Annotated in this window: 21 protein-coding genes and 1 riboswitch; of the genes, 13 read left to right on the top strand and 8 right to left on the bottom strand. The window is 43.1% G+C overall.

Going from position 1 to position 22,870, the window contains the following annotated elements; all coding sequences use genetic code 11:
• The first annotated feature begins 6 nt into the window (after window positions 1-6).
• A riboswitch (TPP riboswitch) is annotated at window positions 7-117 on the top strand.
• 161 nt (window positions 118-278) lie between these two features.
• The 5 genes from MHI15_RS29105 to MHI15_RS29085 all read left to right on the top strand — a co-directional run bounded on the left by MHI15_RS29105 (window position 279) and on the right by MHI15_RS29085 (window position 3,895).
• Window positions 279-1,328, top strand: coding sequence for an ABC transporter substrate-binding protein (locus MHI15_RS29105; protein ID WP_076278907.1), 1,050 nt, complete (start codon window positions 279-281; stop codon window positions 1,326-1,328).
• Window positions 1,329-1,406: 78 nt separating this feature from the next.
• Window positions 1,407-1,700 carry a thiamine-binding protein gene (locus tag MHI15_RS29100; protein ID WP_036682688.1) on the top strand — a complete coding sequence of 98 codons (294 nt, stop codon included), beginning with the start codon at window positions 1,407-1,409 and terminating at the stop codon, window positions 1,698-1,700.
• The gene (locus MHI15_RS29095) at window positions 1,697-2,458 is read left to right on the top strand and encodes an ABC transporter permease (protein WP_036682669.1); all 762 of its coding nucleotides are present in this window, start codon (window positions 1,697-1,699) and stop codon (window positions 2,456-2,458) included. The genes MHI15_RS29100 and MHI15_RS29095 overlap by 4 nt, the downstream gene beginning before the upstream one ends.
• A 34-nt stretch (window positions 2,459-2,492) precedes the next feature.
• Window positions 2,493-3,326 carry an ABC transporter ATP-binding protein gene (locus MHI15_RS29090; RefSeq protein ID WP_341165197.1) on the top strand — a complete coding sequence of 278 codons (834 nt, stop codon included), beginning with the start codon at window positions 2,493-2,495 and terminating at the stop codon, window positions 3,324-3,326.
• A gap of 230 nt (window positions 3,327-3,556) precedes the next feature.
• A complete protein-coding gene (locus MHI15_RS29085) occupies window positions 3,557-3,895 on the top strand; it encodes a hypothetical protein (RefSeq protein ID WP_341165196.1) in 339 nt (112 codons plus the stop codon).
• Here the strand turns inward: MHI15_RS29085 and MHI15_RS29080 are convergent.
• From MHI15_RS29080 to MHI15_RS29070, 3 genes are all read right to left on the bottom strand, one after another.
• Window positions 3,836-4,141 (bottom strand): hypothetical protein, encoded by a 306-nt coding sequence (locus tag MHI15_RS29080; RefSeq protein ID WP_341165195.1) that lies wholly within the window; start codon window positions 4,139-4,141, stop codon window positions 3,836-3,838. The genes MHI15_RS29085 and MHI15_RS29080 overlap by 60 nt on opposite strands.
• Window positions 4,142-4,501: 360 nt before the next feature.
• Window positions 4,502-5,140 carry a WecB/TagA/CpsF family glycosyltransferase gene (locus tag MHI15_RS29075; RefSeq protein ID WP_341165194.1) on the bottom strand — a complete coding sequence of 213 codons (639 nt, stop codon included), beginning with the start codon at window positions 5,138-5,140 and terminating at the stop codon, window positions 4,502-4,504.
• 323 nt (window positions 5,141-5,463) lie between these two features.
• Complete coding sequence (locus tag MHI15_RS29070; RefSeq protein WP_076124601.1) at window positions 5,464-6,345, bottom strand: nucleotidyltransferase domain-containing protein; 882 nt, start codon at window positions 6,343-6,345, stop codon at window positions 5,464-5,466.
• Window positions 6,346-6,530: 185 nt separating this feature from the next.
• Between MHI15_RS29070 and MHI15_RS29065 the strand changes: the two genes are divergently transcribed.
• Window positions 6,531-7,577: a YncE family protein gene (locus MHI15_RS29065; protein WP_076124603.1), complete on the top strand. Its 1,047-nt coding sequence runs from the start codon at window positions 6,531-6,533 to the stop codon at window positions 7,575-7,577.
• A gap of 46 nt (window positions 7,578-7,623) precedes the next feature.
• On the opposite strand, the gene MHI15_RS29060 is transcribed toward MHI15_RS29065, so the two are convergent.
• Complete coding sequence (locus tag MHI15_RS29060; protein WP_076124605.1) at window positions 7,624-9,147, bottom strand: DHA2 family efflux MFS transporter permease subunit; 1,524 nt, start codon at window positions 9,145-9,147, stop codon at window positions 7,624-7,626.
• 204 nt (window positions 9,148-9,351) lie between these two features.
• On the opposite strand from MHI15_RS29060, the gene MHI15_RS29055 reads away from it, so the two are divergent.
• The 5 genes from MHI15_RS29055 to MHI15_RS29035 all read left to right on the top strand — a co-directional run bounded on the left by MHI15_RS29055 (window position 9,352) and on the right by MHI15_RS29035 (window position 14,814).
• On the top strand, window positions 9,352-10,242 hold the full coding sequence (locus tag MHI15_RS29055; RefSeq protein ID WP_248549116.1) for a TetR/AcrR family transcriptional regulator: 891 nt from the start codon (window positions 9,352-9,354) through the stop codon (window positions 10,240-10,242).
• Window positions 10,243-10,319: 77 nt separating this feature from the next.
• The gene (locus tag MHI15_RS29050; RefSeq protein ID WP_076124606.1) at window positions 10,320-11,009 is read left to right on the top strand and encodes a response regulator transcription factor; all 690 of its coding nucleotides are present in this window, start codon (window positions 10,320-10,322) and stop codon (window positions 11,007-11,009) included.
• Window positions 11,006-12,010: a sensor histidine kinase gene (locus MHI15_RS29045; RefSeq protein ID WP_076124608.1), complete on the top strand. Its 1,005-nt coding sequence runs from the start codon at window positions 11,006-11,008 to the stop codon at window positions 12,008-12,010. Before MHI15_RS29050 ends, MHI15_RS29045 begins: the two co-directional genes overlap by 4 nt.
• Window positions 12,011-12,116: 106 nt before the next feature.
• Complete coding sequence (locus MHI15_RS29040) at window positions 12,117-12,878, top strand: ABC transporter ATP-binding protein (protein ID WP_038568421.1); 762 nt, start codon at window positions 12,117-12,119, stop codon at window positions 12,876-12,878.
• Window positions 12,868-14,814 (top strand): FtsX-like permease family protein, encoded by a 1,947-nt coding sequence (locus MHI15_RS29035; protein WP_076124609.1) that lies wholly within the window; start codon window positions 12,868-12,870, stop codon window positions 14,812-14,814. The genes MHI15_RS29040 and MHI15_RS29035 overlap by 11 nt, the downstream gene beginning before the upstream one ends.
• 214 nt (window positions 14,815-15,028) lie before the next feature.
• Here MHI15_RS29035 and MHI15_RS29030 read toward each other — a convergent pair whose 3' ends face one another.
• Window positions 15,029-15,700: an O-methyltransferase gene (locus MHI15_RS29030; protein ID WP_076124611.1), complete on the bottom strand. Its 672-nt coding sequence runs from the start codon at window positions 15,698-15,700 to the stop codon at window positions 15,029-15,031.
• A gap of 339 nt (window positions 15,701-16,039) precedes the next feature.
• Here MHI15_RS29030 and MHI15_RS29025 point away from each other — a divergent pair, with 339 nt between their 5' ends.
• Complete coding sequence (locus MHI15_RS29025; protein ID WP_339170920.1) at window positions 16,040-16,936, top strand: LysR family transcriptional regulator; 897 nt, start codon at window positions 16,040-16,042, stop codon at window positions 16,934-16,936.
• A gap of 66 nt (window positions 16,937-17,002) precedes the next feature.
• Here MHI15_RS29025 and MHI15_RS29020 read toward each other — a convergent pair whose 3' ends face one another.
• From MHI15_RS29020 to MHI15_RS29010, 3 genes are all read right to left on the bottom strand, one after another.
• Window positions 17,003-17,485 (bottom strand): NUDIX hydrolase, encoded by a 483-nt coding sequence (locus MHI15_RS29020; protein WP_076101239.1) that lies wholly within the window; start codon window positions 17,483-17,485, stop codon window positions 17,003-17,005.
• A gap of 35 nt (window positions 17,486-17,520) precedes the next feature.
• Complete coding sequence (locus tag MHI15_RS29015) at window positions 17,521-19,236, bottom strand: ABC transporter ATP-binding protein (RefSeq protein WP_341165193.1); 1,716 nt, start codon at window positions 19,234-19,236, stop codon at window positions 17,521-17,523.
• A 306-nt stretch (window positions 19,237-19,542) separates the two neighbouring features.
• On the bottom strand, window positions 19,543-21,795 hold the full coding sequence (locus MHI15_RS29010; protein WP_341165192.1) for a beta-L-arabinofuranosidase domain-containing protein: 2,253 nt from the start codon (window positions 21,793-21,795) through the stop codon (window positions 19,543-19,545).
• Window positions 21,796-21,940: 145 nt separating this feature from the next.
• On the opposite strand from MHI15_RS29010, the gene MHI15_RS29005 reads away from it, so the two are divergent.
• Window positions 21,941-22,834, top strand: a complete 894-nt coding sequence (locus MHI15_RS29005) for an AraC family transcriptional regulator (protein ID WP_076124617.1) — start codon at window positions 21,941-21,943, stop codon at window positions 22,832-22,834.
• The last annotated feature ends 36 nt before the right edge of the window (window positions 22,835-22,870 follow it).

Raw genomic sequence — 22,870 nt, 5'->3', positions numbered from 1 at the left:
TTAACTTCATAGAACCAGGGGTGCTGGAATTGGCCGGCTGAGATTGTATCCCACAAGATACTGACCCTTATACCTGATCTGGATAATGCCAGCGTAGGAATCGCCAATTGGTTCTGGTCCCTGTGACCTTAACTAACCTTGCGCCAAGCCAGCGTCCCGATCACTCGGGGCGCTTTTTTTGTAAGATCACTAAAAGATGTAGAAAAACGTACATACTACAACTTACGGTTCATGTTGTGAAGACGGGATTCTTGTAACCTTAAAGGAGAGAAGAAGACATGCACCTTAAAAAAGCACTTACGTTGTGCCTCACCTGTGTACTCATTCTTGCCATTGCCGGATGCGGCAGCAACAATGGGAATACAGCCGGAAACAAAGCAAATGCTACTGATCCAACTGCTTCGGCTGGGACGGATGCTCCAAAAGAGCTCACCAAAGTTAAAGTCGCACTCGACTGGACACCGAACACAAATCATACCGGTCTATACGTAGCTAAGGATCTTGGTTACTACGCTGAAGAAGGTCTGGACGTCGAGATCGTTCAGCCAGGCGCAGCGGGTTCTGATACTATGGTTACTTCTGGCGAAGCCGCATTTGGCATCAGCGCCCAAGAAGGATTAACGCTAGCCCGTCTACAAGGCGTGCCCCTTGTCTCGATAGCAGCTATTATTCAGCATAATACGTCGGGATTCGCTGCTCCAGTAGATCGCAATATTAAATCACCAAAGGATTTTGAAGGTAAAACCTACGGAGGCTGGGGCTCACCGGCCGAAGAAGCAGCCATGAAAGCTATCATGGATCCTGAAGGTGGCGATGTGAAAAAGGTGAAGCTGATCAGTATCGGTGAAGCTGATTATTTTACCGCCGTCAAACGTGACATTGATTTCGCCTGGATTTTCTACGCTTGGACTGGTGTTGAGGCTGAGTTGCGTGGCGAGCCATTGGATATGCTGTACTTAAAGGATTATGCGCCGCAGCTCGATTATTACACGCCTGTGCTGACGACGAGTGAGAAGCAAATTGCAGATCATCCTGATCTGGTGAAGGCCTTCATGAAAGCCACATCAAAAGGTTATCAATATGCCATAGATCATCCGGAAGAGGCTGCCGGTATGTTATCGAAGGCCGTTCCTGACCTGGACGCCGACCTTGTCCTAGCTAGCCAAAAATGGCTTAGCCCAAAATACAAGGACGATGCTGCCCGCTGGGGCGAGCAAAAAACCGAGGTCTGGCAAAATTACGGCGACTGGATGTATGATCTGAAGTTGCTGGATAAACCGCTGGATGCTGCTAGTGCATTCAGTAATGATTTTTTACCGGCGGAGTAAACAACAATTGTAATGAATTACTTCGTTATCAAAGTTGGCTTTTTGAACTTACCTTATAAAATGAGAGGATTGATTATTGTGGCTAACACCCTACTAAGCATTCAAGTAATTCCAAAAACTCCGAACAACGAGGATTCCATCCCATACGTAGATAAAGCGATTGAGGTCATTCAGAAATCCGGTGTTAAACATCAAGTGAATCCGCTGGAAACCACAATGGAAGGTGAGCTTAGCGAGCTGCTGGAGGTTGTGCGTCAGATGCAGGAGGCGTTGATCGAAGCAGGCAGTCCAAGCGTAATTTCGCAGATCAAAATCGCTCATAATCCTAACGGAATCAGCATGGATAAATTGACGGAGAAATATCGGCCGTGAGATCGACCTGGAAGCTAATATGGCCGCCCCTTGTGGCGGTCGTCTTCTTTTTAACCGTATGGCAGCTATCTGTATCTGTATTTCATATTGAATCCTGGATTCTGCCGAGTCCTGCTGATATTGCTCGTGAATCCACCAGTAACGCTTCTGGTCTTTGGGCTCATACGATGGCTACGCTGCGGCTCACTTTAATTGGTTTTCCCATTGGTACGGGGGTAGGCCTGATCGTTGCTTTGCTTTTGCATCTTTTGCCTTGGGCTAGACGGGCTTTTTATCCACTTATTATTCTGAGTCAAAATGTTCCCTCCATCGCGCTCGGACCCCTGCTCATTATCTGGTTCGGCTTTGGTCTTTTGCCCAAAATCGTGCTGATTACACTAGTATGTTTCTTCCCGGTAGCTGTCGCTGCGATGGGCGGTCTGGCCCAAAGTGATCAGGTCATGATGAATTATATGAAAATGGCTGGCGCAAGCAAGTGGCAAATTTTCACCAAGCTGGAGCTGCCCTCTTCTATCCCGGCACTATTTTCCGGCGTAAAAATATCTGCTACTTATGCGGTTATGGGCGCCGTGGTCGCTGAATGGATTGGCGCGGATAAAGGTATTGGCTATTATATGCTTCTGCAGAAATCCGCATATCGTACGGATCGGATGTTTGTTGCTATTGTTATTATTGTACTTTTAAGTCTTGTACTCTTTGCTATTATTGCATTGCTGGAAAAATGGCTGGTTCGCTGGAAGCCGCGCCGTAACTCATAGAAAGGAAGATGCCTGTATGTCTCAAGCGACGCAAATGCAACACAGAACAACAGAAGTCATAAGCTCTCCTGAAGCTCATACCGTGGCACCCGCCCTTGAAGTGAGCGGCATCTCCAAATCTTTTTCCCATCGTCGCCGTGAGACGAACGTTCTGAATAATGTCTCTCTCAAGGTAGAGCAACAAGAGTTCGTTTCGATCGTTGGTCCTTCCGGCTGCGGAAAAAGCACCTTATTCCATATAATTGGCGGCCTTGTGAAACCCGATGCAGGCACGATCCTCATGAACGGTAAGGCCGTTACAGGTCAACGCGGTGAAATTAGTTATATGCCGCAGCAGCCTGCGCTTTTTCCTTGGCGTACGATTGAGGATAATGTGCTGCTTGCTGGGGAGATCAAGGGCGCACTGCGGGATGGAGCCCGCGAGGAAGCGCGCCAGTGGCTAGCCAAGGTTGGGTTAAGCGGGTTCGAACATGCTTATCCGCATATGCTGTCTGGCGGGATGCAGCAGCGTGCAGCTTTTCTCAGAGCATTGCTCGCTCCTCAGGAGCTAATGTTGCTGGATGAACCTTTCAGCGCACTGGATGCACTAACTCGCAGTGAAATGCAGCGCTGGCTGCTTGAGCTGTGGGAAGAGAATCGCCGCTCTGTGCTGTTCATTACTCACAACATCGAAGAAGCGTTGCTGCTCTCTAATCGTATCTATGTATTTTCCGGCCGCCCCGGCTCCATTCTGCATACAGTCGATGTGCCGTTTCCGCGGCCACGCCGTGATGAGATTACGGACTCTCCCGAGTTCCTTAAGCTCAAACGCCAGTTGTCACAGTGGATGCGAGAGGAACAAGCTAAAAATAGGCAGCCGCTAGCTTAATCGCTAAGCTCTGTAAACTGATATCGCTGGTATAGCGGTGTCAGTTTTTTTATTTTGCAGCGATAAACTCCTACCCTATTTTCAATTAACGCGGATGTATCTGCTCAATTAAATAAATTTCACTCATCATAGTAGGGATCACATTAAATGTGTGGCGAAAACCGACTCCCTGTTGGTAATGGATAGTAACCGGGCGGGCTGGGGACATTTACGGGATTTATACCGTTGATTTGCTGCTTCAGGCCGGATTCGGCTCAGTCTACGGGATTTATACCGTTGATTTGCTGCTTCAGGCCGGACTCGGCTCAGTCTACGGGATTTATACCGTTGATTTGCTGCTTCAGGCCGGATTTGGCTCATTCTGCGGGATTTATACCGTTGATTCACTTCGTCGGGCCGGTTTCGGCTCATTCTACGGGAATTATACCGTTGATTTGTTTCGTCGGGCCGGACTCGGCTCAGTCTACGGGATTTATACCGTTGATTCACTTCGTCGGGCCGGATTTGGCTCATTCTGCGGGATTTATACCGTTGATTTGCTTCGTCGGGCTGTATTGCACCCGATCTAGGGCATTTTTGCCCTTGTTTTGCCACTTCGGGCTGAAATGCAACGATTCAAGGGCATTTTTGCCTTTCTTTTGCCTCTTCGGGCTGTATTGCACCGATTCTAGGGCATTTTTGCCTTTCTTTTGCCACTTCGGGTTGAATTGCACCCGATCTAGGGCATTTTTGCCTTTCTTTTGCCCCTTAGGGCTGTATTGCGCCCGATCCAGGGCATTTTTGCCTTTCTTTTGCCACTTCGGGTTGTATTGCACCCGATCTAGGGCATTTTTGCCCTTATTGTTCCTCTTTAGCTTTTAGTTTGAATAAATACGAGGCTATGGCATCAACCAGAATCGGTGTTGTTTATTATTATTAATTTGTTTAAAGGTCACAGCTATAGTCGCACTTACATTCTACTCACTACTCTTACACATACTCCCACTACTCACTTTTACTCCTACTCCTTCCTCAATTCCACTACTGACTACTCACTCTTGCTCATACTCCTCACCTTACTCCCACTAATCTCTCTTACTCTTCCCCCTACTCCTTACTTCCTACTCTCACATCTGCCCCCTCCTCCTCTCCCACCAACCGAACCTAAAAAAGGCCCCATAAACGAGGCCTTTTCTTCATTTCCTAATCATAGCTCGGAACACGAATTTGGGCAGCACTGCCTGTCTGCGCCATCGCGACTTTTGTCCCTTCGCAACGGGAGCGAACAAAAGTCGATGCAACCACTCCAGATTGAGTTTTTTCCATAGCGCTGGTGCAGGAGTAACTTTTCCCGCTATTACATCTAAGCTGCCCCCCACGCCAAAAACAACTTTTACCTGCGTAAGCTCCTGTTTGTGCTTATATACCCATTTGTCAGAGTATGGCGCACCCATCGCAACGATCAGGAAATCTGGCTGTGCGCGCTGTATTTCTGCTACAATGGCAGGCTCCTCTTCCTTGGTAAGAAAACCATTATGTCTTCCTGCAATCTTCACATTCGGATATAACTCCGTGATCTTTTCGACCGCTCTACAGCTGGTAAGCTCATCTGTTCCCAAGAAATAAAAACTCCATCCCAAGCTATTTCCTTGCTCCAAAAGCTCAAGAAGCAGCTCATATCCAGTTACCCTCTCAGCAATAGGATCGCCTTTTCTTTTTGATGCCATCACAATGCCAATCCCGTCAGGAGTGATTAAATCCGCTTCTTGAAGTATGGTTCGTAGCAGCTCGTCCGATTGACTTGTTATCGTAATTTCCGGGTTAGCCGTGATCAAATGGAAAAGTTTCGATTCCCCAGATTGAATATGTTTTGTTAGATGAAGTGTTGTCTCATGTAGTGTTAGTTTTGAAAAGGGAACTCCTAATATTGAAACTGTCCCGTCCATATAATCACCTCTCACTAAAATTCCACTTCAATATACCTTACCATAATCAAGAGGAGGAAGGAGAGTCATTTAAATTACTTAATCACCACAGCTACTACGCTACCCAAACACTTCAGCCATTCCACCGCTTCAACCATTTCAGCCTACTACAGCCATCCCAGCAACCCCGCCACCACAGCTACTCTACTCACCCAAACACCCTATAGCTCCACTCACTCCTCCATAAACTTCCACCACTCTACTAACCAAGGTTCATCGATCCCCCGCATGCGGAATTCCTCTACAAGTATCTTCCGGAATCGTTTTTCCATTTTGACAAAGTTATTATCCTCTTGGTACATAGGGGCAAAGGATTCATCATCTCTAATAAAACTCCAAAAATCGCCCGCACACTCCATAATCTTTCGGCCGACAGCCGTTTGTTTGGCTACAGGTACCAGCCATTTGTCATAGGGGTAGGGGTAACCTTCAATAGTAATGGCACAGCGTAATGCTTCTTTATAAAGAGAAACCGCTAAAAATAAAATAGGAAAGGCGTCGCCACGCACTACCGGATTATCTAAGCTTTTGGCATAACTTCTTAATTGTATATATGAATTCTTACGAAATCTCATTAGGACTCCAGGTTGGAGGGGCACATAGGCATCAAAAAGTGACTTTACATCCAATCGGTCATAGTAGATATAAGAAATAGAAGCATTCCACAGCCATTCCATATTTCCGCTCATTAACGCCGCTTTGATTTCTGATATTTTATGCAGTGTGTAATGTCCGGTCTTGCCGCTGGGAAGTCGTAAATCCATAAAAAAACTACTTTGCTCCGGGATCAGCCCCGCTTGCTCGAACCGATGATTAATGCTGCTATAATACTCGTCCTGACAAATAATGATTACATCCACATCCGACTGCTCATCCACCACACCAAGTGCGGTCGATCCATCAAGGAGAATACTTACCCGCTGACTCTCCTCTTTCATTAACGGATGATTTAGAATTTCTTGTGTGATATACTGCCCAATTTCCTCTAATAATTCGCTATGAACCTGCATCTTATCAGGTGTTAATAAAATATCCGACAACACTGATTTCACCATTTCAACCCCAACCTCCAATCAATCTCAATTTCTCAAAAAATAAAACGCTTACACCTAACCTAATATTTGGATAATGGAGTACCATTCTACACTCCTAATATATATCTTGCAAGGATAAATGAAGTACCCTTTTGCCTAAGCCTAAATATAATGAAGTATCTATTTACTTGGAAAGGGGTAAAAGCATGGCGCAGCCAAAAGTGATTGCTACAGTCCGCTCTGCCGGACCGATCGGAGATATAAAAGTAAATGTCGTCACGAATCGAGTATACTTTGTAAACCCAGACACCGAGGCTGGAACTATCGGGGTATTGGAGGGCAGAACTAATCGCATTATCGCTCGGATCCCTGTAGGAAGACTGCCGTCTCAGCTCGGAATCAACCCCCAAACCAACCGGATTTATGTACCTAACTTCCGTGACGAAAACGTATCTGTCATAAACGGGCGGACAAACCAAGTAATCAAAACTGTCAAAGTAGGCCGATTCCCAGACAATATCGGAGTAAATGTTCGAACCAATCTGATTTATGTAACTAGCGCATTCGGAACCCTATTCGTCATAGACGGGAAAACAAATCAGGTCCGTAAAAAGATTGAAATCGGTGGACGCCCCTCCAGAATTGTTATCAATGAGCTTACCAACCGTGTCTATGTGACCAATACAGTAAATGATAGCGTCACCGTCATTAACGGAACTACACAGGCGATCATTACGACAATAAAAGTCGGAAGTAATCCTGTGATAGCGCCAGCACTTAATAAAATTACCAATCGTATTTATGTCGCTAATAACTTGAGCCGGTTTCTTTCTGTGATCAATGGCCGAACCAATAAATTGTTGCGTAATGTACAGCTGGGACGTTTGCAAAGTGAGGTCGTTATAAATCCGCTGACGAATCGTATTTATGTCTCAAGTGCACAAGTGGAGGGTAAGGGCAGGCTGTTTGTCATAGACGGGCGCAACAACAAAATTATAACCACAAAGGTTTTGCCTACTTCCTCCAACACGATTATTAACCCGAATACAAATCATTTATTTGTTGGTAATTTCGATAAAAATCATATGTCCGTTTATAACGCCACCACGTTTAAACGGCTCGCAAGATTCTCCTCCGTATCAGGCAGCACTGTGCTAAACCCGCTCACAAATAGAATTTATGTAGGTGGAAACGACTCCATAACGGTCATTCAGGATGGACCAAGACTCACTCAGAGTTCTATTTTTAATTAAGACAAAAAGACGCCCACCATAGGTGAGCGTCTTTCTACATATCAAATTACATCGATCTAGCGGATGAAACTTGTTTAACAGCCACTTTTTCCTCGACTGTTTCTGTATCCTTAGGCTGTATCCCTCTTTTTATGAAGAAAGCTAGGATAAAGGCAATAATGGCAACGCCTACTGACACTAAGAACGCATCATTAATTCCTTCGATCGTTGCTTTTGCGATGACTTGGTTTTGAATGCCAAGCAATTGCTCTGCAGAAGGCTTAGCCGTTAATTTACTCACAGCTTCAGCTACCATATCTTTGACATGTGATGTGGTACTGTTAGACATAATCGTTACAAGCAGCGCCCCGCCAATCGCCCCGGAGACTTGCTGAATCGTACTGTTCATGGCTGTACCATGTGGTGTATATTTAGCCGGGATGGAGTTCAGACCATTGGTCATCACAGGCATCATAACCATTGAAATCCCGAACATTCTCACAGAATACAAAATCATTAGTGTTGAATATTTCGTTGTTTCAGTTAGATCACTAAAGAAATACGTACTGATCACTACGATAGCCAGACCGATTAACGCCAAGACTTTGCCGCCGAATTTATCGAACAATTTACCTGTGATTGGAGACATAACCCCCATAATCAACGCACCAGGCAACATTAGGAGTCCCGAATCCAGAGGTGAAATACCTCTAATATTTTGCAGATAAATCGGCATTAACATCATGGCTGAGAACATCGCCATATTCAGTGTAATCGAAATCGCTGAGGATAAAGCGAACATCGGATATTTGTACACTCTGAAGTTAAGCATAGGCTCCTTCATCTTCATCTGGCGCATAATGAATATCACTAAACCAATAACCCCGATAATAAGGGTGGAGTAGACCATTGGATCATCCCATCCTTTATTCCCAGCGGAACTGAAGCCGTATAGAAGACCCCCGAACCCAATCGCTGATAGAACTACAGATAGAATATCAATTTTAATAGCCACATCTTTTTTAGGATCATGCAGTTTGAAGAAGGCAAGAATGAACACCAATACGGCGATCGGTGCAATCATAAAGAACAGCACAGGCCATTCATAATGCTGAATAATCCATCCTGAGAGTGTAGGACCAATGGCTGGTGCAAAAATCATAACCAAACCAAACATCCCCATGGCCGAGCCACGTTTTTCAGGTGGAAATGTGGTGAACAATACATTCATTAATAATGGCATCATAATCGCGGCCCCTGAGGCTTGGACCATTCTCGCAATCAATAATACAGGGAAACTTGGAGCAAAGCCTCCAATGAAGGTCCCTATTGCAAATAATCCAATGGCGATTAGGAATAATCGTCTGGCTGTATACTTTTGAATTAAAAAGGCCGTTGAAGGAATCATGATCCCGTTCACTAACATATAACCCGTCGATAACCACTGTACCGTTGAGGCACTGACATCAAAATCCTTCATAATCGATGGTAAAGCTATATTGAGTAAGGTATTACTCAGTAAGGCAACAAATGCACCAATCATAAGGATTGCCAAAATCCCGTAGGACGCTTTACTTTCTTTCGTTTTCATTTTGGAATCCTCCATTCTATAATCATACCGTCGGTTCATATTTGAACTTATGTTACAATGTAGAATATATTACTCTTATATTTACTGCTTGGCAAGTCAGAATTCATTTAAAAACTAAATTGTATTAAGTGGAAATATAAGCTAGTCTATTCTACGTGAAGTGTTTTTTTGCACAAAAGAGTCCAGCTTAAAGGGGCACCTAAGATGATAAATAAACGGAAAGAGCAAGTGATTCAAAAAGCACATGAATTATTTATTGAAAAAGGCTACCACGCCACATCCATACAGGACATTCTGAATCACAGCCGGATCTCCAAAGGATCTTTTTATAATTATTTCCCTTCCAAGGGGGATCTCTTTAAAGCTGTATTCACCTCTATTCATGACCAGCTGGAAGAAGGCAGAAATGGCCTGCTCATTGGCCAGGACCCCTCTGACATTGATATATTCGCTAAACAAGTTCAACTGGTTATGAAAATCAATAAAAAAAATAAATTGTTGCAGCTGGTTGAAGATGCCCTGGTCTCCAATGATCCGGACTTAATTACGTTCATCAAAAAAACTAAATTCACCTTATTAACCTGGGTGCATGAACGTTTCCTGCATATATTTTCTGAAGATAAAAAGCCCTATCTACTGGATGGAGCCATCATTTTCACAGGCATCTTGCAACATATGCTGCAAATTAACAGTGCCATGAATGAAGTCATTACCTCTCAACAAATCATTAATTATTGCACTACTCTTATCCAGACGATTGTTGAGGACTTAAGTGAAAAAGGAATGCAGCTTATCTCCCCCGATCATGTAGGGAAACTATTGCCTGTTGCTGAATACACTGATTTTTTTAATAATGATTTATCGTTTGCGACCGTAAGCTTAAAAAAAATCATAGATAAATCATTCGCCGCCGATGATCCCAGCCTGTCCAATGCACTGAAGCTGTTATATTTTATCCAAGAAGAGATCATGAACAATAAGGAACCAAGAGAGTTCTTAATCGAAAGCGCCCTGCTCTCCTTGAAAATGTGCCCTCAGTTTAATGAAACGAAGGAATTTGCACATTATCAGACAGTGTTATCTGCAATGCTCTAAGCACAATCAAAGTATGGCTTCAATCATTTAAGCGTATTCTAAACGCAAGGCACGAAACTAAAAGTGTGGTGACCGATTTGTTCAAGCTTTTATTAATCGAAGATGATACAACGCTGTTTAATGAGATCAAAGAACGGCTTACGCAGTGGTCTTATGATGTATATGGCATTCAAGATTTCAACAATGTTACGCAGGAATTCACGGAAATCAAACCTGATTTAGTGATAATTGATATCCAATTACCCAAATTCGATGGATTTCATTGGTGCAGAATGATTCGCTCTCACTCTAATCTGCCGATTATCTTCTTATCCTCTCGGGATCATCCGACAGATATGGTGATGTCCATGCAGCTGGGAGCCGATGATTATATCCAAAAGCCCTTCCATTTCGATGTACTCATTGCCAAGGTGCAAGCCATTCTCCGGCGGGTGTACAATTACAATACGGATAACATTGAACTCAAAACGTGGTGCGGAGCTACCGTCGATTATGAGCGGAATTCAGTGACCAACGACACGGGAACGATTGAGCTTACCAAAAATGAGATTTTCATATTGAAATTGCTCATTGAGAAAAAGAATAAAATTGTCACCCGCGAGGAATTAATTAATAGCTTATGGGACGATAAGCGCTTTATTAGCGATAACACCCTTACCGTCAACGTAAATCGGCTGCGCAAAAAGCTCGACGAGCTTGAATTAGGGGCGTTTATTGAGACGAAGGTTGGACAAGGGTACGTAGCCATTGAAGAGGATTCTCTATGATTAAAAAGTACCTGCTCGAAAGACTCGGTTGGATTTTGCTTTTTCTCTTTGTACATCTATTTATGCTCTTTATCACCTTTATGGACCCGACCATCCCCCTGTCTTCAGTGCTCTATCTGGTCTCTTTATCGATGATTTTTTTCGTAATTTTTCTAGTCATTCGCTATCCTAAGGAAACCAGATTTTATAAAAGCTTAAATGAGCGGGACGATGATCTCGATCTGACAAGCATCGCTCTTGCCGAAAGTCCTTTTGAGAAAATCATCGAAGAGAGCATCACCAACCAAGTGAAATTGTTAAAGCGGAATGCTTCAGACAATTTAATGAATTTGGAGCAAGAGAAGGATGAGTTGTTATCCTGGATTCATGAAGTAAAGACTCCACTGACCGCAATGCATCTAATGATTGAGCGTATAGAAGATGATGTTATGAAGGGGCACTTGACCTATGAGTGGCTGCGTATTCACCTGCTGCTGGATCAGCAGCTCCATCAAAGACGGATACCATATATTGAAAACGATCTGTATATGGAGCAAATTGATATAGAAACGGTTATTTTTAGTGAGATTAAGACGTTACAGTCTTGGTGTATTCAGAAGGGAATCGGCTTTGAGTTGAACTTAGAAGCTGCCGAAGTGCTTAGTGATGCTAAATGGTTGGCTTTTATCCTCAGACAACTCCTAACCAACGCCGTAAAATATAGTGAAGCTTCTGATATTACAGTGAATAGCTACCAGCAAGCTGAACATATCGTTCTTGAGGTGAAGGATTGCGGGCGCGGGATAGATCCGAAGGACCTGCCGCGCATCTTCGACAGAGGGTTTACTTCCACTACTGTACATCGCGACAATGCCGCCACAGGCATGGGCTTATATTTAGCTCAGAAAGCAGCTCAATCCTTACTCATCATCATCGGAGTTCAATCCAAGCTCGGAGCGGGATCAACATTTACGCTAACCTTCCCACTCAAAAATGAATTCGTTAAAATCTCAAGCATGTGACAACAATGTCACATGCTTTTATATTTTGTTCGGGCAATCGCAGGATAAGAACAATAAACTTTTTTATAATAAAGCTATACAAGAAGAAACGAAGGAGTGAATCATTATGGCAATTCTAGAAGCTACTAAAATTCATAAAAGCTATGGCAATAAATTAAACAAACAATCCGTGTTAAGCGGACTCGATATTCGTATAGAAGAAGGCGAATTCGTTGGCATCATGGGGCCTTCCGGTTCAGGTAAAACCACCCTACTCAACGTACTCTCGTCGATCGACAAAATCAGTAACGGATCTATTACCATCGAGGGCAATGAAATCTCCAATATGAAAGAGAAGCAGCTTGCTGAATTTCGCAAGAATCATTTAGGTTTTATATTTCAAGAATATAATCTCTTGGACACGCTGACGGTAAAGGAGAACATCCTGCTGCCACTATCCATTACCAATACACCCAAGAAAGCCGCCAATCAGAAATTCGAAAGTCTCGCAAAGGAATTGGGGATTTTGGAATTAAAAAATAAGTACCCCAATGAAATCTCTGGCGGTCAAAAACAACGTACCTCAGCAGCTCGTGCCTTCATTCATGATCCAAGTATTATTTTTGCAGATGAGCCTACCGGGGCGCTGGATTCTAAATCCGCTTCTGATTTATTAAATAAGCTAAGTGAACTCAATCAAAAACGAAAAGCAACTATCGTTATGGTTACACATGATCCAGTGGCTGCCAGTTATTGCAGTAGAGTTATTTTTATAAAAGATGGAAAAATCTATACGCAACTAAATAAAGGAGAACAATCAAGACAAGTTTTCTTCAACGACATTATAAAAACACAGGGTGTATTAGGCGGTGTGCAGAATGAGCATTAATGTATTAATGATTCGAAATCTGCGAAAAAACATCCGAAATTACTACCTATACGTGTTTGCGCTAGTTTTTAGTGTGGCCTTATATTTCGCCTTTGTCACCTTGCAATATGATCCCTCGATGGATGAGCTGGAAAGCTCTATCAAAGGGGGCGCAGCCATCACGGCTGCCTCGGTTTTACTAGTCGTAATTGTCTCTATTTTCCTGTTGTATGCTAATACGATCTTTATCAAACGACGCGGCAAAGAAATTGGCTTATTTCAGTTAATTGGAATGACCAAAAATAAAATTTTCCGCATTCTTTCGGCAGAGAACTTTATCCTATATTTCGGTTCCTTGATCCTGGGGATATTAGTAGGCTTTTCTATCTCAAAATTGATCCTCATGATCTTATTTAAAATAATGGGGGTCGATGCTATAGCCTCCCTTCATTTCTCTATCGAAGCTTTGATTCAGACATTGATCGTATTCTGTGTGATTTATCTTTTGATCATGCTGATGAATTATGGATTTATTAAAAGACAAAGTATCTTATCCTTGTTCCGGGTGACCTCAACAACAGAAGGTACAGTGAAAAAGTTATCCTTCTTTGAAATGATCATAGGGATTGTCGGAATTGGCCTAATCCTACTGGGCTATGTGCTCTCCTCTAAATTACTTACCGACGACGTAACCTCAATGAATCAATTGGCTATATCCATGATTACTATTTTGGGATCCGTCATTATTGGGACCTATCTATTTTATAAAGGCTCGGTAAGTTTTATTTTTCATATCATTCGTAAGCGGAAAAACGGCTATCTGAACATTAGAGAGGTTCTATCTCTTTCCTCCATTATGTTTCGCATGAAATCCAATGCCGTATTATTAACCATCATTACAACGGTATCGGCACTAGCCCTGGGTTTATTATCCCTTAGCTACATTTCCTTTTACTCTGCTGAGAAAACTTCCAAGCAATATGTCCCAACGGATTTTGTATTCACGAATGCCCAAGAGGCTGAACAATTTACAAAGATCCTAACGGCAAATGATTTAGTATTTACAGAAAGAAGGACCCAAGTCCTTCAGGTCGATGTAGATGTTGAAGAGATTCTTGTTAAAAAACCGGACGGAGACAATATGTTTTCAAATATTATGACCCTGGCGATCATAAGTGAAAATGCACTTGAAGACGTTGATCTAACTCCAGATAAAGCTTATTTTACGAAATCAAGCAGTGCACTGGATAATTTTGTTACTATGAAAGATAAAGGTGCGATTGAACTCAAAGGGTTACATGAGGTTTTTCCACAGGATTATAAAAGATTAGATATCGAAAGTCCCATTTCAGGGTATTACACAGGTGGTGGCTTACCGGTTGCGGTTGTAGACGAATCGATCTTTAAGCGCTTAAAGAAGGATTTAGATCCTGCCCTTCAAAGGGGATCCTCCCTTAATATCGGGATTGATATGAAAGTCCGGGCAAGCGTTGAACAGGCAAATGAACTTTTTAAGACCTTGAAATTTGATGAGAAAAACAAACAAGACTCTCAATTAGAGTCGATAAAAGGTCAAAAACAAAATATGGGACTCATTATGTTTATCGTTGCTTTTCTGGGGTTAACCTTCTTGATTACCTCCGGATGTATTCTATACTTTAAACAAATGGATGAAAGTGAAAATGAAAAACCTAACTACACCATTCTGAGAAAGCTTGGGTTCACGCAAGGTGATTTGCTCAGAGGTATACAGATGAAGCAATTGTTCAACTTCGGTATTCCATTAGTCATAGGTCTGCTTCACAGCTACTTCGCCGTTAAATCCGGCTGGTTCTTATTCGGCACAGAGCTTTGGACACCGATGATTCTGGTGATGCTGTTATACACTGCTTTGTATTCGATCTTTGCAATATTGTCCGTCTTCTATTACAAAAAGGTAATTAAAGAGGCGCTTTAAAATAACAAAGGTGTTCCAAAAGCCATCATGGCTTAGGGACACCTTTGTTTGATTTGATATCATTTACAGGTAGGAGGCACCGGCATCTATCGGACACAGATGAACCTCTTTCTAAGTAATAGCGTCACTGGAGTCCGAAACCCTGCTCTATAGGCTAAAAATTCGCAAATAACGCCAACGGGGTCCGTAACGCTCAGAGGATCTGTCGAATCCCTCAGCTATTCACAATCCCCAATACAAATCCATCATAACCTTTGCTTCCCACCGTCTGAATGGCAGTAGCCGAAATTCTAGACTCTTCAGCCAACAGATCATAAAATTCCCGTACGCCTACTACACGAGCGTCTTCGCTATTCTCATTAATGACCTCGCCTTCACGAATCACATTATCTCCAAGGATCACCGTTCCGGGCTGGGAGAATTGCAGCGCCCACTTTAAATAGTTAGGATTATTCGGTTTATCGGCATCTATAAAAATAAAGTCGAAGGGTTCAACGCCCTCTTGTTTCATCTGAGACAGTTGCTCTAATGCATCCCCTACACGAAGCTCTACCAGATGATCCACCTCGGCAAGCGAAAGATTAGCTTTAGCTACCTGCGCATGAATGGGATCCAGCTCCAAGGTAACTATCTGTCCGTCAGACGGCAGGGCTCTTGCCATCCAAATCGTACTGTACCCGCCCAAGGTGCCAATCTCCAAAATCCGGCGTGCACCTTTCATTTGCACCAGTAGATTGAGGAATTTCCCCTGACTAGGCGAAACATCAAAGGGCGGCAACCCTGCCTGTTGATTGGTGACCAACACTTCTTCCAACACAACGTCCTGTGGAATCAGGCGCTCTGTAATATACTGATCGACTTTATCCCAAGTAGTCGTTTGATACATATTTATCACTTCTCCTTTAGTATTGATTTTGGTTTAGATGAACTTATAAATTCCACATTTAGGGATCGTTCGTAACTACGAGGAGTGTTTGGACTTCCGGTCGCTGTTGTCTCCAGATTTCTTCAATTTAAACACTGTTCATGGTTGAAATCCGGAGACAAAGGCGATCGCTACGCTCCTACAGTTCCAAACCTCCTCTCCATTATTCCTTTCCCTAATCTCATCTTTCCAAGTTCATCTTTATATCTGTATTGTAAATCAGTTATAATCATAAATATAATATATCTTTATATTTAATTTATATATTTAATATATGAATCGAAGAATGGGAGTTTAACCATGAACCTACATGCCTTACGCTTATTCCATGTAATCGCATCGGCAGGCAGTGTGACACGCGCTTCAGAAATTTTAAATATAAGTCAGCCTGCCATCACTGCGCAGATTAAGAAGTTCGAAAAGGAACTGTCCTTTGCCCTATTTAAACCTCAAGGCAGAGGAATTGCTTTAACGGATGCAGGGGAAGAGCTTACTCTACTCGCCAAGCGACTGTTCGCCGTAGAACAACAAATTGAGCAATTCGCTCAAGATTATGTTAACGGCAGTAACGGAAGTATCCGTCTAGCCGCAACGTATTTGCCTGCTCACTTTCTCATTCCTACCTGGATTGCAAAGTTTAAGCAGCAATATGAACAAGTGGAGATGATGATCACCACTACCAACTCAAGTGATGCCCTCAAGCAGCTGTTAAATGTAGATGTGGATATAGCTATTTATGGAGGAATCGCCGAGGCTTATCCAGATACAATCCAGACAGAGGAGTTATTTCAGGACGAGTTATGGTTTGTAGTCGCACCCAATCATCGTTATGCCAATCAGCAAGTTTCTCTATCCGAAATGATGAAGGAACCCTTCGTTATGCGTGAAGAAGGGAGTTCAACGCGGGAGCGATTATTATCTTTATGCCGCACATACAACACACCCGCTCCTATCATCTCTTTGCAATTTAATGGACTACATGAAGCCATCAAAGCCGTTATCGCCGGATATGGTGCAAACTTCGTTTCTTCATTAGTCGTACGCAAATACGTAGAGCGTGGAGAATTGTGCCGAGTATATGTAGAAGGCGTCCATCTGAAAAATACCATTGCGATCTGTACACGTAAAAATGAGCCCTTATCAGCAGCCGCAGTGAATTTAATTGAGATGATTCGACACAATCCTTATACGATATAGCGGAATGATTGCTCATTCCCAACAAAAGAGGCCTTCCCTTTCGGGAAAGCCTCAAAGCTTCTTTTTTTACACCGTCCGATCCAATTTAACTTCAAACGCACCTCCAGTTACATAATCCATGTACCTAGTATTTCCGTCGAAATCCAAATAAGCTTGATAGCGGGTACGAATAGCCGCTGCAGAAATCAGATCCAGCACCTTCTCCTTGGCTACCCACATCACTTCAGATGTTTCCTCCGAAGTACTTAATTCTCCACCCACGGGCTTGCAGATAAAGTCTAACATGACCTTGGTAGGAACATCCGTCTCACCGTCATACCATTTATGCATACCTGTATTCGAATACACGCCAATCAATTGAGAAACAACGACATCTATTCCACTTTCCTCTTTAATCTCGCGAATTAGTGCATCCATTAGGTTTTCTCCAACTTCCACTTGTCCTCCAGGAAATACCCAGCCACCATGATGTGTTTTTACTAAAAGAATATCTCCCTCTTCATTTATTGCAATTCCACCCACCGCTACAATATGTGTTGGCCAAGCCATAGATAGCACCTCTTTTTTTAGAAGAGTCTAGCAATTTATCGATAATCTGTAAACGATATTTTTCTATTCCATAACGCTTTAAAAGCTTCGCACTGTTCTATTAAATCATCAAACTTCCCTTCCCCAACAATTGATCCTTGATCCACTACCAATATCTTATCAACGTCTTTTATAAAATTAAGCCTGTGGGCCACAATGATGATAGTTTTATCCTTAAATTCATTCAAAATCGTCTCCATAAGACTTTGCTCAGTGATATTATCAAGCGCTGACACGGGCTCATCCAGAATTAGAATATTTCTTTTTTGGGCAATGACTCTGGCAAACGCTAATCGCTGTCTTTCGCCTCCTGATAATTTGAGACCTTTTTCGCCCACCAAAGTATCTAAGCGATCCGGTAAATGGCTTACTTTTTCCTGCAAATGAACTTTTCCCAGAATCTCATATAGCTCTTCATCCGACAGAGTATCCTCATCAAATACAATATTATCCCTTATCGTAGCATCAAAAATCGGCGTATCTTGGGATAGATAGGAAATATGATCATAGTAGCTATTCAAACGAATCTCATCGATATCCTTACCGTCCAGTAAGAGTTCACCTTCGCCCTTTTTTAATAACCCCACAATCAATTTAATCAGCGTAGATTTCCCGCCTCCACTTAATCCGACAATAGCAACGGAAGCTCCTCGCGTAAGCGAAAATGACAGGTTATTCAGAATCTGCACATTCCCATAAGTAAAGGACACCTCCCTAAACTCAATATTGCCTTGGAGCTCAGTGATGGCTTCTCCGGATTCCAAGTTCTTATCTTCTGGGGCAGCAATAAATTCCTCGAATCTTCTGTAGGTCACTTTATTCAGTCTGTAATCTACAAATAAAACATTAAAGATGGCAATTGGGGTATAAATTTTATCGATGAACATAAACAATGCGACCACAATACCTAGTGAGGTCTCGCCTGCGACAATGCTTTTCACACCATAAATCAGGACAACAACTTTAATGATCGTGACAAATAACTCGAATATAGCAAAAAAAGCTTCATGGATCATTTTTAGCTGAGCATTTTTATGAATGATAGTGCGTGCAGTCTGGCTTAATTTATCGATCTCTTTCTCATATCTCTTGTTGGTTCTAAAGACGACCAATTCCATAAACCCGCGGATAGAGAATCTGGACATCTTTTCTTGCTCTTGGAGAATGGCAGCCTTCATGGCATACAGAAATTTCAACAACAGATTTGTTATCAGAAAGACAACCACGTAGCCAGCTGCAATCACTAACATGATCCTTAGATCATAGAAGCTGATAAAGACTAGACTGAATAGAAGAGTAGGTAACAACTCATGTAATGTTTTGAGAAAAAAAGAAAAAATAATGCTGTTTCCAGCCGCTGCCCCGTTCTCGATCACCTTAATCATCTGCCCTGTTCCCATATCCTGATACGCTTGATAATCCATTTTTGATATTTTGGACAGTGCAAGAATCTTTAACCGCTCCGTGATGCTGTTCGATAAAAACACACTCGGGTATTCGTCTATATAATTCAGGATCGCCACCCCAGCTAGCAGAAACCCATACACCATAATTAATGTGGATATTTCACCAAAACTGTTGATTACCGTGGCCTTATCTAATATTTTTTGAAAGACAACAACCCCTAAACTACTTAACAGCTGAATGGCAAAACCCAATAAAATATAACCACATACCCACCACTTTAGATGAGCTAGACTCTTTTTTAACATATCATTTATCCCCTCTTTTAATTGAATGCAAAAAAGCCAGGCGCCCCTATCCCACTGTAAAAAACCATCCACAAATAAACGGTTCTCTAAGTTAAATAGGTTAAGTGCCTGGCTCTACAAAAATAGCTGCCTATGGCACCGTTCAAAGCTCTAGTTAGTTGTAACCAAAAGGGTAGATTCCCCCCTTGATAGCTGGTACGCGTTTCACCCAGCCCGATAACTAGTTCCTTGTAACGGTACGGAAAGACATCCATTTCACCTCAATTAAAAGAATTGTTCCTATTATAATTCTGTAAGCCTTTTTATTCAAGAGTTCCGTTTAACGATACGTAGTCCGGCCACTTGGCCAACCTTATGTCCTTCATGAGAAGCAAACTTGATCGTAACTGCTGATTTGCCGCTCGTGATCGGCTGCGGGAGTTCATAGCGAATCGTCTCCAGCTTATTCATCTCCTCAGACTCAAGAGTGCCTACACCAAGTTGCTCCCCATCCGCCAAAATATCAAATGCCAGCGAAGTATCGTTCGACTTCAGATACGTGACCACCAGATCCACTTGCTCATCCGGCAAAACTTCCATCGTGAAGGAGAACCAGCCATTGATCCAGCTGTCCCGATACTTGCGATTGTGGATTTTACCTAAGCCTACAAATTCACCTGTGAAATTATGATCGCGTTCAGGCTGCATTTCAGCAGGTTGTACCGAATCGACAGTTAACTGCTCAAGCAGCAAGTTATTCTCCACGGCTTCGCGATATTCAGCCTCTGCCAGCTTCCACTCTTCCGGTGTAAATAAATCCCAATACACGGAATAACAATGATCATGCATAGGGTAGAACGGACGAAGCTCATGATCCCCTGTATACCCTAAACCTTTCATCCGGAACACATTTTTGCTCACATTAGATTGGATGAGGTTGTCCGTCAGTGTGTCCCGATCTCCGATTAATACGGAAGCAAGGGCGCGATCGCTATTGGCCTCTGCATTTATAGGCCCAAAATCACCTGCGAGCACAAGTGGCCCGTAAAGGAATGCAACTCGGTTCGGATTATCCGGCATCGTCTCGATTCTCACCGACATCGGAATATCGTATTCGACAACGTCTCCATCCTGCCACTCTCTATCCAAAGTAAAGTAGTTAGATTTGCCTACATTTACTTGAACATCTTCACCATTTACGCTAACACTCATCCCTTGCTCAGCCCAGTAAGGATATCTTAGCTTTAATGTGAATTTCGTTGGCTGTGCTGCACTGATCCGCAGTACACCTTGTCCCTCTGCCGGGAACTTGGTCTCTTGCTGCAAGCTAATGCCTTGCTCTTTCCAAGCCACTGTAGAAGGTACGTACTGATTGACATAAAGCTCATCTGCACTATGGAAGTATATCGCCGAGCCATACATAGAATGGCTTTCCATTCCCGAACCTACACAACACGTAAAGCTTTCGAACTGCGAATTAAACGATTTATGTCCACCCATCTCGAGAGATACGAAGTAACATACCCGGCCATCTACCGGCTCCTGAGAGGCTAAGATGTGATTATACATCGCACGTTCGTAGTAATCTGCATACGCTGCATACGCATCCCATTGGAACATATGCTTAGTCAGCTTCAGCATGTTGTACGTGTTGCATGTCTCACAGGAACCTTCACCCAATCGATCATTTAACTTATCCGGTTCACCAAAATGCTCATTATAGCTGTTGCCACCGATCACATAAGAATGATGATTCACGACCCGATCCCAGAAGAAGCGGGAAATACCTGCATAATGCTCCTGCCCAGTTACCTCATATTGTCTAGCAGCTCCGATGATTTTTGGAATCTGTGTATTAGCATGTCTTCCAGTTAGGGTATCTTTTTCTACGGCCAGATCATTAAGCACTTCCCCATGATAAAAGCTTTCCGCTAACGCGAGGAAACGATCTTCTCCGGAATCCTCTGCCAAATCCGTCAGCGCTTCATTCATGCCGCCAAACTCACAACGCAGCACCTCTTGGATCTGATCTTTACTCAGCCCTGCAAAAATATCCTCAAGCCACAGCCCCAGCTTCGTTTCAATAACGAGCGCCTTCTGATTGCCGGCCAATCGATAAGCATCGCGAAGACCTGCAAACAGCTTATGCATCGTGTAAAGCGGCACCCAACCTCCGTTGAGGTCAAAGCCCTGTGAGCGAATGTCGCCTGCCTTCACTTCCTCAAATAACTCCTTGCCACGAGGAATGCCGGAAATAAAGCCATTGCCATGCGCATCCTGACATAGCTCTAATTCATCTACTACATAATTCACGCGTTGTAGCAGCTCTTCATTTCCCGTAGAGGCATACATTAACGCACATCCAGAAATATAATGGCCTAACGTATGGCCGCTAATGCCCTGAGATTCCCAGCCCTCGTAGTGAGCAGCCTTAGGCTCTAAGCCAGCATATTCGCGAAAACGCGACAGAAGCCGATCTGCCTCAAGCTTGAGTAAATAATCAGTATTTAACTCCATCGCATGGAGAAGTGCACCTGAATCAATTCGTACGTTCTGTAGATCAAAAGCTTGCGTCTTCAATGAAATCGCTCCCTCGCAATCTTGTCAGGGTTAGATGACAAGTGTATATTTGTATCCATAAGATAACACCGGAACGTTGATTTGTCGGTAGATCAGTCGTACAAATAGTGGACAAACCCGACTTATTGATTGCTAGGAGGACCGCATGACCTACTTAAAAATAAATGCAGATGTACCTGTTCATTTTACAGCGGCAGGTGAATTTATCTCAGAAACACCATGGAAGCATGTGGAGCGTGTTATGGGGAACTACGAACTAATCATTGGGGTGAACGAAACGGTATATTTGAGTGAGGAGAACAAACAATTTGAAGTAGGTCCTGACGAAGCTTTTCTGCTCATGCCTAATCGCACACATGTCGGCTATAGAGAGTCACGACCCGGGGTTAAGTTTTATTGGTTTCATTTCGAACTGACAACCGAGGGGTTATTACTGAGTGAGGAGGAAATGAAGCCTGAGGCAGAAGAAATCTTTTCGCGCACACAGCGCTTATGGTCCGTACATGATCTATATCTGCCCCAAATCATAAAAATCGAACATAGTGACCGGATTCATATTCTGGCGAATCAAATCCTTCATGTGGCCAACTCGGGGTATTTAACCTATTCCAGCGTTAATTATTTGCTGACCTCGCTTTTAATTGAGCTGTCTGAGCATGCACTTCAGCCGTTCGCCAGTAAGCTGATCCGCGCACAGCAAGATGTCACCTTCGTCAAAATAGCTGAGTGGACAAGGATACATGCAAGCGAACCGCTTACCGTGGCCATCATCGCGGATAAATTCAATTACAACAAGGACTATTTAGCTCGGCTATTTAAACAGCATACCTCCATGGGGCCATTGGAATATATCCATTCAGTACGTGTGACTAAAGCGAAGGAGCTACTAACCAGAACCGCATTAAGCGTGAGGGACATCGCGACAGAGACGGGATTCACCGACGATAAATATTTCATGCGCCTCTTCCGAAAATACGAAAACATGACGCCCACCCAATATCGTAACGCTTATCATAAGACGTTTATGAATAATGACTGAAGTAAAGCCACCCCTAAATATGGAGTGGCTTCTTGT

The organism is Paenibacillus sp. FSL H7-0918 (assembly GCF_038007025.1).
Classification (GTDB): domain Bacteria; phylum Bacillota; class Bacilli; order Paenibacillales; family Paenibacillaceae; genus Paenibacillus_AQ; species Paenibacillus_AQ odorifer.
Note: the sequence above shows the minus strand (reverse complement) of the source record. Positions and strands in the feature narration are given on the sequence as shown.